General features: G+C 72.6%; 14 protein-coding genes. 13 read left to right on the forward strand and 1 reads right to left on the reverse strand.

Going from position 1 to position 15,934, the window contains the following annotated elements:
- The first annotated feature begins 156 nt into the window (after positions 1 to 156).
- The 11 genes from ABZ374_RS10990 to ABZ374_RS11040 all read left to right on the forward strand — a co-directional run bounded on the left by ABZ374_RS10990 (position 157) and on the right by ABZ374_RS11040 (position 13,094).
- Positions 157 to 1,605 (forward strand): MFS transporter, encoded by a 1,449-nt coding sequence (locus tag ABZ374_RS10990; protein ID WP_360309331.1) that lies wholly within the window; start codon positions 157 to 159, stop codon positions 1,603 to 1,605.
- 155 nt (positions 1,606 to 1,760) lie between these two features.
- The gene (locus ABZ374_RS10995) at positions 1,761 to 2,615 is read left to right on the forward strand and encodes an NAD(P)H-binding protein (RefSeq protein WP_360309333.1); all 855 of its coding nucleotides are present in this window, start codon (positions 1,761 to 1,763) and stop codon (positions 2,613 to 2,615) included.
- 167 nt (positions 2,616 to 2,782) lie between these two features.
- The gene (locus ABZ374_RS11000) at positions 2,783 to 3,460 is read left to right on the forward strand and encodes a hypothetical protein (protein ID WP_360309335.1); all 678 of its coding nucleotides are present in this window, start codon (positions 2,783 to 2,785) and stop codon (positions 3,458 to 3,460) included.
- A gap of 100 nt (positions 3,461 to 3,560) precedes the next feature.
- Entirely contained in the window at positions 3,561 to 4,115 is a 555-nt protein-coding gene (locus ABZ374_RS11005; protein WP_360309337.1) for a hypothetical protein, read from the forward strand.
- A gap of 172 nt (positions 4,116 to 4,287) precedes the next feature.
- On the forward strand, positions 4,288 to 4,743 hold the full coding sequence (locus ABZ374_RS11010; RefSeq protein ID WP_360309339.1) for a carboxymuconolactone decarboxylase family protein: 456 nt from the start codon (positions 4,288 to 4,290) through the stop codon (positions 4,741 to 4,743).
- 349 nt (positions 4,744 to 5,092) lie between these two features.
- Positions 5,093 to 6,469: a hypothetical protein gene (locus tag ABZ374_RS11015; protein WP_360309341.1), complete on the forward strand. Its 1,377-nt coding sequence runs from the start codon at positions 5,093 to 5,095 to the stop codon at positions 6,467 to 6,469.
- 20 nt (positions 6,470 to 6,489) lie between these two features.
- Entirely contained in the window at positions 6,490 to 7,074 is a 585-nt protein-coding gene (locus ABZ374_RS11020) for an SUKH-4 family immunity protein (protein ID WP_360309343.1), read from the forward strand.
- A gap of 60 nt (positions 7,075 to 7,134) precedes the next feature.
- The gene (locus tag ABZ374_RS11025; RefSeq protein ID WP_360309345.1) at positions 7,135 to 7,974 is read left to right on the forward strand and encodes a nucleic acid/nucleotide deaminase domain-containing protein; all 840 of its coding nucleotides are present in this window, start codon (positions 7,135 to 7,137) and stop codon (positions 7,972 to 7,974) included.
- 37 nt (positions 7,975 to 8,011) lie between these two features.
- Positions 8,012 to 10,231 (forward strand): hypothetical protein, encoded by a 2,220-nt coding sequence (locus ABZ374_RS11030; protein ID WP_360309347.1) that lies wholly within the window; start codon positions 8,012 to 8,014, stop codon positions 10,229 to 10,231.
- Between the two features lie 142 nt (positions 10,232 to 10,373).
- Positions 10,374 to 11,060, forward strand: a complete 687-nt coding sequence (locus ABZ374_RS11035; RefSeq protein WP_360309349.1) for a hypothetical protein — start codon at positions 10,374 to 10,376, stop codon at positions 11,058 to 11,060.
- Positions 11,061 to 11,189: 129 nt separating this feature from the next.
- A complete protein-coding gene (locus tag ABZ374_RS11040) occupies positions 11,190 to 13,094 on the forward strand; it encodes a propionyl-CoA synthetase (protein WP_360309351.1) in 1,905 nt (634 codons plus the stop codon).
- A gap of 33 nt (positions 13,095 to 13,127) precedes the next feature.
- Here ABZ374_RS11040 and ABZ374_RS11045 read toward each other — a convergent pair whose 3' ends face one another.
- On the reverse strand, positions 13,128 to 14,129 hold the full coding sequence (locus ABZ374_RS11045) for a glutamate ABC transporter substrate-binding protein (RefSeq protein ID WP_360309353.1): 1,002 nt from the start codon (positions 14,127 to 14,129) through the stop codon (positions 13,128 to 13,130).
- Between the two features lie 189 nt (positions 14,130 to 14,318).
- Between ABZ374_RS11045 and ABZ374_RS11050 the strand changes: the two genes are divergently transcribed.
- Both ABZ374_RS11050 and ABZ374_RS11055 read left to right on the forward strand, forming a co-directional pair.
- Entirely contained in the window at positions 14,319 to 14,801 is a 483-nt protein-coding gene (locus ABZ374_RS11050) for a hypothetical protein (protein WP_360309355.1), read from the forward strand.
- A gap of 105 nt (positions 14,802 to 14,906) precedes the next feature.
- Positions 14,907 to 15,824: a TIGR04222 domain-containing membrane protein gene (locus ABZ374_RS11055; RefSeq protein WP_360309357.1), complete on the forward strand. Its 918-nt coding sequence runs from the start codon at positions 14,907 to 14,909 to the stop codon at positions 15,822 to 15,824.
- Positions 15,825 to 15,934 lie beyond the last annotated feature (110 nt).

Raw genomic sequence — 15,934 nt, forward strand, 5'->3', positions numbered from 1 at the left:
AACGCTGTTCGCTACGTACATTGTTCGTAACGAACGACGTTCGTAACGAACATGGCTCGCCGAACGCACTCGCACCTCACCGCACCGCACTGCACTGCACCGCACCGCACGCCATCGCCTCGTCCGAGGCCGCGTCGTCCCGACCGAGGAGTACCGATGACCCTCACCGCCACCGCCGACTCGCCCGACACCACTCCCGCCGTCGAGGCCCCGCACCCCGCCGGATACGCCCGGCGGTGGCGGATCCTGGCGATCGTGCTCGTCGCCGAGGTGATGGACCTGCTCGACAGCACCGTGACCAACGTCGCCGGCCCCTCCGTCCGGGCCGATCTCGGCGGCGGCGCCGCGCTGTTGCAGTGGCTCGCCGCCGGATACACGCTCGCGTTCGGCGTGTTGCTGGTGGTCGGCGGCAGACTCGGCGACCGCTGGGGCAGACGCCGATTGTTCCTGCTCGGCGCCGGCGGCTTCGCCGTGGCGTCCCTGCTCTGCGCGCTGTCCCCCTCGCCGGAACTGCTGGTCGCCGCCCGGATCGCCCAGGGAGCCTTCGGCGCCCTGCTGATCCCGCAGGGCTTCGGCATCCTCAAGTCGGTCTTCCCGCCCGCCGAGACCGGCAAGGCGTTCGCCGCCTTCGGCCCGGTGCTCGGCCTGTCCGCAGTCGGCGGCCCGATCCTGGCCGGCTCGCTCATCCACCTCGACCTGTTCGGTACCGGCTGGCGGCTGATCTTCCTGATGAACGTCCCGCTCGGTCTCGCCGCCGTGCTCGGGGGCCTGCGCTACATCCCCCGGGACGCCCCGAACCCCGCCGTGCGGATCGACCTCGTCGCCGCCACACTGCTGACCGCGGCCTCCACGCTGATCATCCTGCCGCTCATCCAGGGCCCCGAAGCCGACTGGCCGCTGTGGTCCTTCGGTTGCCTCGCCGCCGGCTTCGCCACCTTCGCCGGATTCATCCTGCGCGAGCGCCGCAGCCCGCACTCGCTGATCGAGGCCACGCTGCTGCGCAACCGCGCGTACAAGTCCGGCATGCTCTTCGGCCTCGCCTTCTTCGCCGGCACCACCGGATTCATGCTGATCACGTCCCTGTTCCTGCAACTGCACCTGCACTACGGCGCGCTCGAAGCCGGTCTCACCCTCGCCCCGATCGCGGTCGGCATCGTGGTCGCCTCCATCGCCGGTTTCCAGGTGATGGCCAGGCTCGGCCGCAACCTGCTCCTGATCGGTGTCGGCGTGCACCTGGTCGGCCTGGTCTGCCTCGCGGCCGTGGTCGCCCACTTCGGTTCGCACACGACCGGCGTCGACCTGATCGCCCCACTGTTCGTCGCCGGCCTCGGCATGGGCGCCGTGTTCGCACCGCTGTTCGACGTGATCCTGGCCGGTGTCGCCGAGCACGAACTGGGCAGCGCCTCCGGCTCGTTGTCCGCGATGCAACAACTCGCCGGCGCGCTCGGCGCGGCCGGCATCACCACCTTGTTCTTCCAACTCGCCGAACACCACACCGCCTCCGCCGCGATGGCCACCGGAGCCCTGGCGGTGGCCGGCCTGGGCCTGCTCGCCGGCGGCCTGGTATTCCTGCTCCCTCGGCACGCCAGGCCGCACGAGGGATGAGTCCGCACGGCGGCCGGTGCCGGTCGCCGCACCGAGCCGGCCCGAAGGCCGCCCGGTCCACCCGAAGGCCCCTCACCGGCCGAAGCCCCGCCCCGACCGGCCGAGTCCACCCGGCACGGTCCACGAAACCCGACCCGACAAGGAAACGAGTCACCATGAGCATCCTCGTCACCGGAGCCCGCGGCCGCGTCGCGCGCGGAGTCGTCACCCGCCTCCTCGCGGCCGGCCACTCGGTCCGGATCGCCGGCAGCGACCCGACCGAACTCGAACCCCCCGCCGGTGTCGAAGCCGTGCGCCTCTCGCTCCGCGAACCCGACAACGCCGCAGCGGTGTTGCGCGGCATCACCAGCGTCTTCCTCTACGCCGAGGCCGCCGGCATCACCGCCTTCGTCGAGGCCGCCCGGGCCGCCGACATTCGGCACATCGTGCTGCTGTCCTCGTCCGCGACGAACACCCCCGACCCGCAGAGCAGTCCGCTCGCGGCGAGCCACCACACGGTCGAGGTCGCGGTCGCCGAGTCCGGAATCCCGTACACGGTGCTGCGCCCCGGCGCGTTCGCCACCAACGCGATCGGCTGGAAGTACCGGCTGATGGGCAGCGGCAAGATCGAACTGCCGTACCCGAACGCCCAGGTCGCCCCGATCCACGAGGACGACATCGCCGACGTGGCCACCGCGGTGCTGGTGGCCGGCGACCACCTCGGCGAGACGCTCGACCTCAACGGCCCGCAATCGTTGTCCTTCGTCGAGCAGATCGCGATCCTGGCCGATGTCCTGGGCCGCGACCTGCCGTTCGTCGAGGTCACCCGCGACCGGGCATTCGCCGGACTGACCCCCTACATGGACGCCGGCTACGCCGACGCGCTGCTGGACCTGTGGGCGGCCGCCGTCGATCCCGAACCGGTGTCCGGCACCACCGAGGCGATCACCGGCAAGCCCGGTCGCGACTTCCGCACCTGGGCCCTGGAGCACCGCGCGGACTTCGCCATCGACCCGGATCAGCGCGGGTAAATCCCCGACAACCGCCCGGACATGACGACATCGGACCGACCGGACCGGCCTGCGCCGACCGGTCGGTCCGTGCTGTGCCGATCTTGTGGCTCCCTCGCTCCCCACGAAGTCGCCAGGCTGTCTACCCTGCTGTTCAGACCGGCCGTTTACCGAAACTCTGGACGCACATGACCGTCGCGCTTCACACCGGCGCGGGTGCCGCAATCGAGGTACGCCGCGCGCTCCAGGCTGATGAAGCCAGGGACGTTCCCGAACACACGTGGGTCGGCCCGATCGTCCGGGTCCGCCCACAGGGCGAACGACACTACGAGGACGTCGCCTACATCGAGACCGGGCCCACCGACGACATGGGCAGCTCTCCCTCCCGCCACCTGATCCTGTGGGCCGACCGGGCCCGCCGCCATCGAATGGCCGCGGTGGGCACGTATTCGACCGCCGGCGACTACGCGGTCTACAGCATCACCGGGCCGGCGGGCGAGCACCTGGCCACGGTGCATCGCGAACAGGGCAGCATTCGCCGACTGCGCCGCACCTCCTGGACGATCCGCCCGGCCCAGGGCCCCACGCTGCACGCGGCCAAGGGCACCACGTTCGGCTGGATCGCCTGGTGGGCGCTGTCCCCGTTGTGGGGCCTGATGATGGCCGTGGCCGTCCTCGGCGGCAAAGCGCCGCGGCTGCCGCTGCGCACGATCTGGCGCCACGACGGCACCCGGGTGTTCGAATACCTGGGCAGCGTCGGCACGACCGACTCCTACGAACTGCCCCCCGGCCACGTCGACGCCCGCATCGTCCTGGCCCTGGCCGCCCTGCACAACAGCCACCCAGGCTGGTACGACCGCCTGTAGCCACGAGGTTCGACGGATCGGGCGGCTACCGGGCGCGGCAGCGGCGGGCTGGGACCTGCACGGGTCGGGGCGGCCGGGTGCCGGCGCGTCCCGTGCGGGCGTGAACCACCCGACGCGGGCGGGGTGGGAGCATCCGGCGGTGGTGGACGCGGTGTCGGGCGGGACCTCGCTCGGCATGGCGATCTTCATCGCCCTGGGCGGGTACCGCTCGTTGTTGCTGCTCGTGCCGATGATCGCCGCGTACGGCCTGGCCGTGGCGAGTTCGCGGCGGACCACGATGTGGGCCGCGGTCGTGGCGACGGCCGGGGTCGGGGTGTCCGGGCTGCGCTTCGGCGCGGTCTGCCGACAGGGCGAGCGCGCCGCCATACCGCTGACCTGGATGGGACTGGGCGCCGCGATCATGATCGCGGTCCTCGTGGCCTTCGTCCTCGGTGGGCGCCGGGTGATCGCGGAGTTCGGCGTGGGTCCTACCGCGGCCGTCGCCCTCGACGCGCTCGTGCCGCGCAGGATCCTGATCAGGGCGGTGACGCACCCGCTGAGCAGGTCGAACCGGTGGTTGCCGGCCCGGGTCGACCGGCGGCTGCCCCGGTTGTCGATCGAGGCCCCGGAGGTGGTCGTGCCGGCCCGGCCGGCCTCGGAGCCGGGGCGATGGTGAGACCCGGCCGCCTCGTCATCGGGGGGCGAAAATCTCGGCCGAGATTCTTTTTCGATCCGGTGTCACACATTCGCGCCGGGGTCCGTCAGTGCTGTGTAGGCCCGCGACAAGGGCCCGCAGCCGGCGGAGGCGGAGATCGGCCGCCGGTGGGACCACCTCCAGAGGAGCAGTCATGGAAGCACGTATGGGCAACCCCGCGATGGTCGTTCCCGGCGCGATGAAGGCGCTGATGGCCCTCGGGGCCGCCACCGCCCAGGCCGGGGTTCCGAAGGTCACCCTCGAACTGGCCAACCTCCGGGCGAGTCAGATCAACGGCTGTAGCGTCTGTGTCCACATGCACGCCCGTGACCTGCGCAAGAGCGGCGAGTCGGACGAGCGCATCGACACCGTCGCCGGGTGGCGCGACGCCCCCTACTTCAACGACGCCGAACGCGCGGCCCTCGCGCTGACCGAGGCGGTCACCCGGGTCGCCGACACGAGCGACCCGATCCCGGACGCGATCTACGCCCAGGCCGCCGAGCACTACGACGAGCAGCAACTCGGCGCGCTCCTGCTGTCCATCGCAACGGTCAACGTCTGGAACCGGATCAACCTCGCCACGCGGCAAGTCGCGGGCGGCGCCTGGTAGTCGAGGGACCTGCCGACGGGCGCGGACCGGGGCCCGGGAACACCTCCCGGCCGCCCGGGTCGCGCCCGAGCGCATCGTGCCGGAACGCGTTGCGCCGAGGTCGGTCGCGGGTCACTCGCGGAAACCGGAGGACCCGCGAACTTCCCTGCCCTTTGCCTTACTTGACTCGAACCCGGTTGGCCCGACCCGGACCGCGAACGTAGTTTTGTTGCGTCGTTCGGTCACTACGGGGGTAGTTCGTGCGGCGGCCCGATCCACGCGTGGGCCGCGCACGCGCGCACCGCGGCGGTAGCACCCGCCCCTCCCGAAGCGTCGAGCGCGCGCGAAGCCTACGGGGAGGCGATCGGCGATGAGCAAGACCAAGACCGGCCCGAAGGGCGGCGATTCGGGCGGCGGACACGACCGGCCCGGCGCATCGAAACCGGGGGACGCGCCGGCGACCGTGCCCAGGGCCCCCAAGCGGCCCGACGGCACCGACACCTCGGGCAAGCCCGGCGGCCCACCCGGTGACGCCGGCGGCACCCCCGGCGGCAAACCGGTCGGCCCGCCGCCCACCGGCAGCAACGGCTTCAAGCACGTCCCGGAACACGTCGAGTCCGGCGCCCGGGGCATCGACGCCTCCGCCGCCCGGATCGAGGCCGCGCACGCCAAGCTGAGCGGCGTCCTCCAGGCCAAGGGCGCGTTCTGGAACAAGGACGGCCTGGGCCAGACCTTCGGCAAGGTCTTCGAGCCGTTGTCCACCGGCCATTCCCGGGCCGGCGGCGCGCTCCAGCAGGCCGTCGCCAAGACCGCCGGCAACGTGCGCACGAGTGCCGGACGCACGGCCGCGACCGAGGAGGCGAACCTCAAGCGGTTCGGGAAGCGGATCGAGGGCCCGGACCCGAAGCAGCCCGGCTCCGGCGACGGCAAGGGCCCGGCCGGTTCCGGCGGGAATCCGCCCGGAACGGGTCGAACGCCGGTCTACTTCGTCGACGAGGACGGCCGGGTTCACCAACTGGTCAACGGGAAACTGGTCCCGGTGCAGCCCGGAGGCGGAAATTCCGGGATCGACCGGGTGCTGAATCCGGACGGCACGATCAAGGTGAACATCAAGACGGACAAGGACGGCAAACCCGAGGTCACCCCGCGCGGCAAGCCGAAACGGGTGCCGGTACCGGGCGGCAAGGGCCGCTACGACAAGTACGCGAAGGCGGAGCAGGACGACACCGGGAATGCCGCCCCGCGTACCCCGGTGCAGTCCAGGCCGCTGCAACAACCCACCGACCTGTCGCAGGCCGTCGAGGACGTGCGCCGGGCCCAGAACGACTACGGCGGCAACAACTACGCCTCGCTGTATTACCGGGACCCCTCCGGGCGCGGCGGCGATTTCATCCTGGTCGGCAGCAGCGGCAACAACGGCGGCCATTCCGAGCGGGCCATCGGCCTGCCGATGGTGCACAACGGCATGCAGAACGACGTGACCCGGCTCTACACCGAACGGGCACCGTGCCAACCGTTCCCCAGGACCGGTGGCGCGGGATGCGACATCTGGGTGGACATGCACCTCAACGGCAGCGGCCGAAACGCGCCGTTGGAGGTGAGCCACGTCGCCGACTTCGATTCGCGACGGCTCGACGGCGCGGACCGCAACGGCCCGTTCAACCTGTACATGCACGACCTGCAACAGCAGCACCGCGCGGGCAACACCGGCCCACTGGCCGGTGTATACACGTACCAATATCCGTAGGCATGCGCCGGAGCTGATTCATGATCTTCGACATCGACCGCAACGGGCTGCTGGAGGTCTTCCCCCAGGGCCGGGTGGTGCGCGCCTCGCGGGCCGAACTCGCCGAGGTCCCGGGGCGAGTCGAGGATCTGGACTTCCTGTGCGAGGTGGGTCTGCCGCAGGGGTTGTTCCAGATCGCCCCCGCGTTGGCCGGCGAACCGGGCGCGCAGGCGTCGCGCCTGCTCGACCTCGGCGACCCGGACGAGGGGGTCGACCTGCCCGAACTCGACGGGATCGGTCCGGTGCTGGTGCTCGGCGGAATCCAGCAGTGGTACGTCTTCCTCCAGCTCGAAACCGGCCGGCTGCACGCCTTCGCGGACGGCGGCTCGCAATACTGCGAGATCAACGGCGACCTCTCCTCGTTGTGCACCATGCTGGGTCTGCTGTGGCGGGAAACCCCGCGTACCGAACCCGGGAGCACGGGGCCCGGCAATGCGGAGTACCGGCGCGTCGCGGACTCGATCCGGGCCCGGATCGAACCGCTCGATCCGATTCCGTATCGCGGGGAAAGCCTGTGGATCACCTATTTCGGTGGGTATGTCGACGGTCTCTATCCGCTGCGTTGACCGCGCGGACATCGAACCGCGGCCCGGGCCCGCCGTCGCAGGAGGGATACTCGCAACACCATGAACTCTGACCTCTCCGCCGCCCTTCATCAGCGCTTCGGTCGGGACGGACTGCGCTTTTTCGGCTCGACGCAGCTCGCCGGTGTGCCGTTGCCCGTCCAGGTGGGCGCGTACTTCCTCGGCGCGGAGGACGAACACCCGCCGACGATGGGGGCGTTCGCCGACTCGGTGGGGGAGTCGCTGCCCGATCCCGCGGTGCGCGAGCGGGTTCGGTTGGGCACCGATCAGGGCGCGGAACTCTACGTCGCCGCCGACGGGTCGGTCCGGGCCCTGTTCCTGGGGGTCGATCTGCCGGAGATGCCCGTGGCAAGCGACGTGGAGGCGTTCGCCGCCGGGCTGCTGACGCTCGATCAGGCGCTGCCCCGGATCGCCGCCGTGGACGAACCGGCCGAGGGCTTCCCGCTGTTTCGCGCGTTGCGCGAGGAACTGCTCGCGCTCGACCCGGCCGCGTTCGCCGAGCGCGAGGCGTGGTGGCCCAGGGTGCTCGACGATGTGCGACTCCCGTTGAACATCGCCGGCTCGGCCGCGTTCGAGATCCTGGACGCGGACGGGAGCAAGCAGATCGTGACCGAGGTGTCCCGCCCGGGACTGCCGCATCCCGAGGAACTGCTGTGGTACCGCCTGTCGGCCGGGGGAGTGCCGGCCGAGGACGTCCTGCGGGTGTACTGCGAGTTGGAACCGTGCCTGATGCCCGGCCACTACTGTGCGCTGTGGATGGGCCGGATGTTCCCCGCCGCCGAGTTCACCCACAGCTTCGGCTACGGGGAGAGCGCGCAGTCGCGGGAGGACGGCGTCCGGGCCCTGATGACACACGTCGCGGAGCAGGCGGGCAATCGCTGACCGGGCAGCGCGCACCACGAATCGGGGGACGGACACCGTGGTCGACAACGACGGGCATCGACTGCCGCACATGGGCGCGGGCCGACACCTGGCCGCCCGTGCGCTGCTGGGCTGGCTGGACGACGAACGCTCGCCCCGCCTGTGCCTGGTCGGCGGCTCGTCGGGTTCGGGCAAGTCGCACCTGCTGGCCTGGCTGTACGCAGCCACCGCCGGCGAGGCCACACCGCCCGCGCGCCGGTTGCACGCGTTCGTACCGGCCGGCGGCCTCACCCTGCCCGGCGTCGTCGCGGAACTGGCCGCCCACCTGGGCGTGGCCGCCCACACCCCGCGCCGACTGATCGCCGCGCTGGCGCTCGACCCCCGGCGCACGGTGATCGCGATCGCCGACCCGGACCACGCCGGCGGGCCCGGCCTTCCCGGCGAAGGTGCCCGGATCGTCGCCGAGTTGCTCGACCCGCTGCTCGAACTGCCGCACGTGCGAATCCTGGTGGAGTGCGCCCGCGCGGACACCCGGGCCGCGTTCACCGCCGTCGCCGCGCCCGCCACGTTGAACCTGGACGAACCCCGCTGGACCCACCCCGGCCGGTTCGAGCGCTGGTACGCCGAACTCGCCATCGGCGCGGCACCGACCTCGCCGTTCGGCGCCGAGGCCGCCTTTCCGCATCCCGGACTGGCCCGACTGGCCGCCCGCGTGGACAGGTCGCGGTTGCCCGCGGTGCCCGACGGGGGCGCGCCGGCCGGCCTGCCGGAGCGCGCGCAGCGCATCCATCGGGCCTGGTGGGCGACGCTGCCCGAGGACGTGCGCTCGGCCGTGGCGGTGTTGTCCGGGCTCGACCTGCCGCTCTCGGCGCCCGCGTGGGAACAGGCGCTGACCACGCTCCACCCGGCGGCGGATCGCGAGTGGGCCGCCGCGACGATCGCACACGCGACGCGCGTGTTGCCCGCGGTGTTCGAGGGCGGCGACACGTGGGCGCTGCCGGCCGGGCCGCTCGCCGAGTTCGTGCGCGGGCAACGCCCGGAGAGCGCCGATCCCGACCGGCCGACCCGGGTACACGCCGCGCTGCGGCACGCGGCGGACGCGGGCATCACCGACCTCGCCGGACTCTACGACGCGGGCGAGGAGCGGGTCTCGGCGATCCTGGCGCACAGCGTGCGGATCGGCGACGCCGCCGCGTTGGCCGCCGACCCGGTCGTGCAGGCGTTGGCCCGGCCGCAGACGGTGGCGGGCGCGCTGGTGGCCACCGGGCAGTGGGCCCACCCGGCCCAGGCCGCGTTCCGCGGCGCGTTCGGCACGCTGCTCGGCCAACCCGCGCCGGCGGCCCGCGCGGCCCTGCTCGCGGTGCACCGACTCGGCCGCGACGACGCCGCCGCGCGCACGCTCGTCGCACGATCCACCTCGCCGGGCTGGCGGGCCGAGTGGGCCCGCTGGGGCGACGGCGACAGCCACCGCCCGGACCGCTGGCCGGGACCGGTCCTGGCGGCGACCGCCGGCCGCGGCGGCCTGGCCGGACGGGTGTTGCTGGCCGACGACACCGGGGTGATCCGGACCGTCGTCGGCGCCGACGGCACGATCGCCGGCCGCGTTGTCGCCGGCTTCGGCCCCACCCCGCTGCGCGCGCTCGCGAGCACCTACGGCGGCCGGGTCACCACCTTGAACCGGTGGGGCGGCGTGGACGTCCTGGACGCCGCCTACCACGGCCCGCGCGGCGCGCTGGAGGCCGCTTTCCAACGACTGGTCAACACGTGCGGGGCCGCGCTGACCGTGCTGTGCGCGCACCCGCTGCCGGCGGTCGGCGACGCCGACGGCGGTGTCTGGTGCCACGGCTCGCCGCCGAGCGTGCCGGGCGGCGAACCACCGCCGCGTGGGGTGTTGTCCGCGCCGCTGCACACCGGCCCGGTCACCGCGCTCGCGGCGGTGCGCACCGGCGCCGAGGGCGAACCACCCCTGCTGATCAGCGGCGGGCGGGACGGCCGGGTACGGATGTGGAGCCCGGGCGCGGAGCCCGCGACGGACGCGCTCGACACACGGGCGAGCCCGGTGACCGCGCTCGCCTGCGAACAGACCACCGAGGGCCTGCTGATCGCGGCGGCCTGGGCGGACGGCCTGGTCCGGCTGCGCCGCCCCGACGACGACACGGCCGTCGACCTGAACCTGGGTGCGCCGGTGACCGGGATCGCGGTGTCGGTGCAGGGATACGTCGTGCTCGGCATGGCCACGGGCGTGGTCGGCCTGCGACTGGAACACCCTGCATTTTGACCGGACTCGGCCGCTTGCGGGATCCGGCCCGAGGATGCCGCGCGACGATGCCCCGAATCGAGGTAGCGGAACCGGAACCGGCGTAACGTCGATACGGCACGCCCTCCGGTTCGGGCGTGCGCGACGACGACGGGGGTCGATTGTGGGCATCACCATACCGGGCTATCTGGACACGGCGTTGGACGTCATCGGCGTCGACTGGCCCAACCTGGACGAGGACGAGTTCAAGGAACTGGCCCAGGCGTACCGCGAGTTCGCCGACGAGATCGACGAGGCCAGAGCCGACGGGAAGAACGGCGCGGCCTGGATCCTGTCCGGCACCAGCGGGATGGCCGCCGAGGCGTTCGAGGCACACTTCGGCAAGCTGAACAACGAACACCTGCACGATCTGGCCGAGGGCGCCCGGATGCTCGCCAAGGCGCTGGACGCGGCGGCGGTGGTGATCGAGGTCGCCAAGGGCAGAGCGATCGCCCAACTGATCATCCTGGCCGACGCGATCGCCGCCGCCGCGGCAGCCGCCACCTTCACCTTCGGCCTGTCCGCGATCGCCGGCCTGGCCGAGGTGGGCATCGTGCGCACCGCGGTCAAACGCATCTTCAAGGAACTCGAACAGGAACTCATGGCGCGCGTGGTCGAGATCGCCACCGCGCCCGCGGTGGCCGCGCTGGAGGGCACGGCCAACGAACTGTTGTCCCAACTCGTGGAGAACGAACTCGGGGCCCGCAACGGCTACGACCTCGACGCCGCGATCGACGCCGGCAAACAGGGCGGACAGGACGCGATGCCGACCGTGTCCGGCATCACCGCGACGTTGAACCCGGTGGCCTGACCCGACTTTCGACAGGCCGTGCTCGAACGCTCGTACGGCCGGCTTGACTTCGTGCCGCCGCGTCGGGATCCTGCCGGCGGGCGGCACGGTCACCCGGTGCCGCCCGGGGACTACCGGGAGGAACCACGAATGAGCCGCGACACCGGCGGAGCGTACGAGTGGGCCCATCGGCGCAGCCTGGAGGATCCGGACGGCTTCTGGTTGGAGGCCGCCGCCGCGATCGACTGGGTGACGCCGCCCACCCGCGCGTTGGACGCGAGTGCCGCGCCGCTGTACCGATGGTTCCCGGACGGCACGCTGAACACCTGTTTCAACGCGCTGGACCGGCACGTCGCGGGCGGGCGCGCCGAGCAGGCCGCGATCATCCACGACTCACCGCTGACCGGGACGCGGCGCACCCTGACCTACGCCGAACTGCTCGACCTGACCGCACGATTCGCCGGCGTGCTGCGCGGGCTCGGGGTGGGTCGAGGCGATCGGGTGGTGCTCTACCTGCCGATGGTGCCCGAGGCCGTGGTGGCGATGCTGGCCTGCGCCCGGCTCGGCGCGGTGCACTCGGTCGTCTTCGGCGGCTTCGCCCCGCACGAACTGGCGGTGCGCATCGACGACGCCCGCCCCAAGGTCGTGGTGGCCGCCTCCTGCGGGATCGAGCCGACCCGGACCATCGCCTACAAACCGCTCGTGGACGCGGCCCTGGCCGAGGCGAGCCACCGGCCCGAACACGTGGTGATCCTGCAACGCCCCCAGCTCATCGCCGAGTTGACCGAGCGGGACCTGGACTGGGACACCGCGATGGCCGGCGCCGAGCCCGCCGAGTGCGTGAGCGTCGCGGCCACCGACCCGCTCTACATCCTCTACACCTCCGGCACCACCGGGACGCCCAAGGGCATCGTGCGCGACAACGGCGGGCACGCGGTCGCGCTGCGCTGGTCGATGGAGAACGTCTACGGCGTGCACCCCGGCGAGGTGAGCTGGACCGCCTCCGACGTCGGCTGGGTGGTCGGCCATTCGTACATCGTCTACGCGCCGCTGCTCACCGGCTGCACCTCCGTGCTGTACGAGGGCAAACCGGTCGGCACCCCGGACGCGGGCGCGTTCTGGCGGGTGGCCGCCGAACACCGCGCGACCATGCTGTTCACCGCGCCGACCGCGTTCCGGGCGATCAAGAAGGAGGACCCGGACGGGAAACTGCGCGCCGGACACGACCTCTCCGCGCTGCGCACGCTGTTCCTGGCGGGCGAACGGCTCGACCCGGAGACCTACCGCTGGGCCGGCGACCTGCTGGGCATCCCCGTGGTCGACAACTGGTGGCAGACCGAGACCGGTTGGCCGATCGTGGCCGACCCGATGGGCCTGGAACCACACCCGACCAAACCCGGTTCGCCGACCCTGCCGGTGCCCGGCTACGACGTGCGGATCCTGGACCCGCAGGGCAACGAGGTGCCGCCCGGCGTGGACGGCGCGGTGGTGCTCAAGCTGCCCATGCCGCCCGGCACGCTGACCACGCTGTGGGGCGACGACGAGCGCTACATCGCGTCCTATCTCGGTGCCCATCCCGGCTACTACCTCAGCGGCGACGGCGGACGCAAGGACGAGGACGGCTACGTCTACGTGATGGGCCGCACCGACGACGTGATCAACGTCGCCGGCCACCGGCTGTCCACCGGTTCGATGGAGGAGGTCCTGGCCGCCCACCCGGACGTGGCCGAGTGCGCGGTGATCGGGGTGGCCGACGAACTCAAGGGCCAGGTGCCGCGCGGTCTGGTCGTGCTCAAGGCCGGCGTGCACCGGGAACCGGCGGACGTGGCGGCCGAGTTGGTGCTCCGGGTCCGGGAGACCATCGGCGCGGTCGCGGCGCTGCGCCGGGTGGACGTGGTGCCCGCGCTGCCCAAGACCCGATCGGGCAAGATCCTGCGCCGTACGATGCGCGACATCGCGGACGGCAGGCGGCCCGAACCGCCCTCCACCATCGAGGATCCGAGCGTGCTGGAGACCCTGCGGCCGACCCTGACCGGCGAACCCGCAGGTGACTGAGCGACCGCACCGGGACCGGCGGGCGGGGAGCGCTCAGCCGACGTAGCTCGCGCGCGGCGGGGACTGCGGCCCCAGCGGGCCGGCCAACCACGTGTCGTACAACCGCTGCCACGAGCCGTCCCGCTTCATCTGCTCCAGCACCCCGTTGGCGAAGCGCACGAAGTCCTGGTGCGCCAACGGGAAGGCCATCCCGTGCGGTTCGTCGCTGAAGGCCGGGCCGACCACGTCGGTGTCCGAGTCCTGGGCCTGAAGTCCCCGAAGCAGCGCGGAGGTGGTCGAGACCGCGTCCACCTCGCCCTGCTGCAACGCGACCAGGCAGTCCGTCCAGTTCTCCACCGCGTACGGCAACACCCCCGCCGGATCGTCGCGCAGGAACACGATCGAGGTGGTGCCGCGGACCGTGCACACCCGTTTGCCGCGCAGGTCCGCGAGGTCGCGCACGCCGGAGTCGGTGCGCACCAGCACCCGTTGGCCGTCGGTGTAGTAGTCGCCGCTGAAGGCCACCTGGAGCTTGCGGTCGCACGTGATGGTCATCGTGTCGATCACCACGTCCACCTCGCCGGCCCGCAGCACCTCCGGACGCTGGGCCTGGGTGATCACCTTGTACCGGATGTGCCCCGGGTCGTCGCCGCCGAAGACCGCCCGGGCCAGGGCCTTGGCCATCTCGATGTCGAAGCCCTTGATCTGCCCGCTGCGCCGGTCCAACTCGCCGAAGAAGCGGGTGTTCTGATCCACGCCGACCATCAGGTACCCGCGCCGATGGATGGTGTCCATGGTGGACCCGGCGGGTGGTTTCCCGGGCGCGGGCAGCGCGGCGGGCGGCGTGAGACTCTCGCGCGGATCGCACGGCGGGGCGCCGGAAGGCTTGGGGTAGTCCTCGGGCGTGGCCGGGTGGGCTCCGGAGATCACCGGCCCGGCCACCGGAGTTGCCGCTGCCGCGGGTGGGCGGGTCGACCCGCCGGTGCAGGCGGCCAGGGTCGCCGCCAGGGCGAACGCCGAGGCGCCGGCCGCGATTCGACGAGATCTCCGCTGCATGCCGCTCCCTGGGTGCCGGTGCGCGCCGACGCGCCGGTCGCCGCGAGGGCCGCCTGGCCTCCCGACATCCCCCCGCGAGGGTCCGCGCTGTCGAAGTCCTCCGAGTATCGGACGCCTCGGGCTGAAATCCGGGGCGGTTGGGCAAAGAATGGGGGCTTCCCTCAACCGGGTCGATCAGGACGGAAGCACGTGACGAGTTATGGCATCACGGGCCACATCAACATCACCGCCGCCACCGTGCCGCTGGTCGACCGGGCTCTCCGTGAGCAGCTCGCGCAGGTCGAGCCGGACCGACTCGTGGGCTATAGCTGCCTGGCCGCCGGCGCGGACGCGATCTTCGCGCGCGCGGTGCTGGACCTGGGCGGCAGGCTGGTCGCGCTGCTGCCGTCGGCCGACTACGGCGACGCCAAGGTCGGTCCGGCCTACCGCGCGAGTTTCGAGCAGCTGATCGCGGGCGCCGCCGAGGTCCGGGTGATGCCGTTCCGCCGGGCGAACGAGGACGCCTACGCGGCGGCCAACGACGCCCTGTTGGCGGCGGTCGACGTGCTGCTCGCGGTCTGGGACGGCCGGCCCGCCCTCGCCCGGGGCGGTACGGCCGAGTTGGTCACCATGGCGCGCGCGGCGGGCAAGGAGGTCCGGGTGGTGTGGCCCGCGGGGTCCGCGCGGGGGTGAGCCGGACCGCAGCCGGGCGCCGGAACGGACATGCAGCGTGAGGGAGTTGCCCACGATGTCCGGCCGAGTGTTCGATCGTGCCGGATCGGCGTGTACACCTGGATCATGGAGACCTCCCTCTTCGCCCTGCTCGCGGTCCTCGCGACGATCGTGCTCGGTCTCCGAACCCGACGGGTCCTGGTCGGCGGCCCGCACGGGCGTGCGCACGCGGCCGACCCGGTCGGGGCCCAGTCGCTCGAACCCTACGAACTCGCGTTCCTGGCCGGTGGTCCGAGGCGGGTCGTGGACACCGCGATCGTGCGACTGCACGCCCGGGGAGACCTGCTCGTGTCCCGCGACGGTCGGCTGACCGCGACCGCACCGGCCGGCGGCGTCGCGATCGAGGACACGGTACTGACCGCGGCCGGGGTCGAGGGCGGAGCCGACCTGACCGAACTGCGGCTCGCGGCCGTCCGGAACCCGGCGATCGAGGCGTCGGCCGGTCGGCTCGTGGCGGCCGGACTGGCCCGGCGGCGACCCACACCGTTCACCCGCCGGGCCCTGACGGCCGGTTGGGTGGTGCCGGTCGTACTCGTCTGGTGCGCGGCCCTGTTCAAGCTCGGCACGGCGATCGTGGTCGGCGTGCCGGTGACCTCGGTCGCCGGTGTGGCCGTGTTCGCGCTGTGCGCCGAGGGCCCGGGGCCGGTGACCGAGGCCGGCCTGCGGTGCCTGGGGCGGGCCCGCAAGGAGTGGGGTCGGCTCGACTGGGACCGGGCGGGACCACCCGACGCGATCGGCGCCGCCGCCCTGTTCGCCCGCCGCGGCCTGCACGACTCCGCGTTGACGGGGGTCTTCCGGATCTCCGACGCACGGATCCGCCGACTGCGGGGCGACGGCCCTCGACGGCGCGGGCCCGTCGTCGGCGCGCGCTTGGACCACGACCCGAGCTCGGGGTACAACCCGCGCCTGGGCCGAAGTTTCTCGACCGGCGGCTACGGCGCGGACTCGAGTTGTGGCGCGTCCTGCGCCGGCGGCAACAACTGACCCGACCGCACCCGGCTGCGTGGCCCCACCGACCGGCATCCACCGCGACCCCGGCGGCGCGCCGGGCCGTGGCGCGGGTCTCGGGGTGGGCGTCGATCGGGCCCGCCGGT

This window comes from Embleya sp. NPDC005971, from assembly GCF_040629175.1.
Lineage (GTDB): Bacteria > Actinomycetota > Actinomycetes > Streptomycetales > Streptomycetaceae > Embleya.

Excerpts from the sequence above, each read along its gene's own strand:
- ABZ374_RS10990 (WP_360309331.1), top strand. The coding sequence starts at position 157 with ATGACCCTCACCGCCACCGCCGACTCGCCCGACACCACTCCCGCCGTC.
- ABZ374_RS10995 (WP_360309333.1), top strand. The coding sequence starts at position 1,761 with ATGAGCATCCTCGTCACCGGAGCCCGCGGCCGCGTCGCGCGCGGAGTC.
- ABZ374_RS11000 (WP_360309335.1), top strand. The coding sequence starts at position 2,783 with ATGACCGTCGCGCTTCACACCGGCGCGGGTGCCGCAATCGAGGTACGC.
- ABZ374_RS11010 (WP_360309339.1), top strand. The coding sequence starts at position 4,288 with ATGGAAGCACGTATGGGCAACCCCGCGATGGTCGTTCCCGGCGCGATG.
- ABZ374_RS11015 (WP_360309341.1), top strand. The coding sequence starts at position 5,093 with ATGAGCAAGACCAAGACCGGCCCGAAGGGCGGCGATTCGGGCGGCGGA.
- ABZ374_RS11020 (WP_360309343.1), top strand. The coding sequence starts at position 6,490 with ATGATCTTCGACATCGACCGCAACGGGCTGCTGGAGGTCTTCCCCCAG.
- ABZ374_RS11025 (WP_360309345.1), top strand. The coding sequence starts at position 7,135 with ATGAACTCTGACCTCTCCGCCGCCCTTCATCAGCGCTTCGGTCGGGAC.
- ABZ374_RS11040 (WP_360309351.1), top strand. The coding sequence starts at position 11,190 with ATGAGCCGCGACACCGGCGGAGCGTACGAGTGGGCCCATCGGCGCAGC.
- ABZ374_RS11045 (WP_360309353.1), bottom strand. The coding sequence starts at position 14,129 with ATGCAGCGGAGATCTCGTCGAATCGCGGCCGGCGCCTCGGCGTTCGCC.
- ABZ374_RS11055 (WP_360309357.1), top strand. The coding sequence starts at position 14,907 with ATGGAGACCTCCCTCTTCGCCCTGCTCGCGGTCCTCGCGACGATCGTG.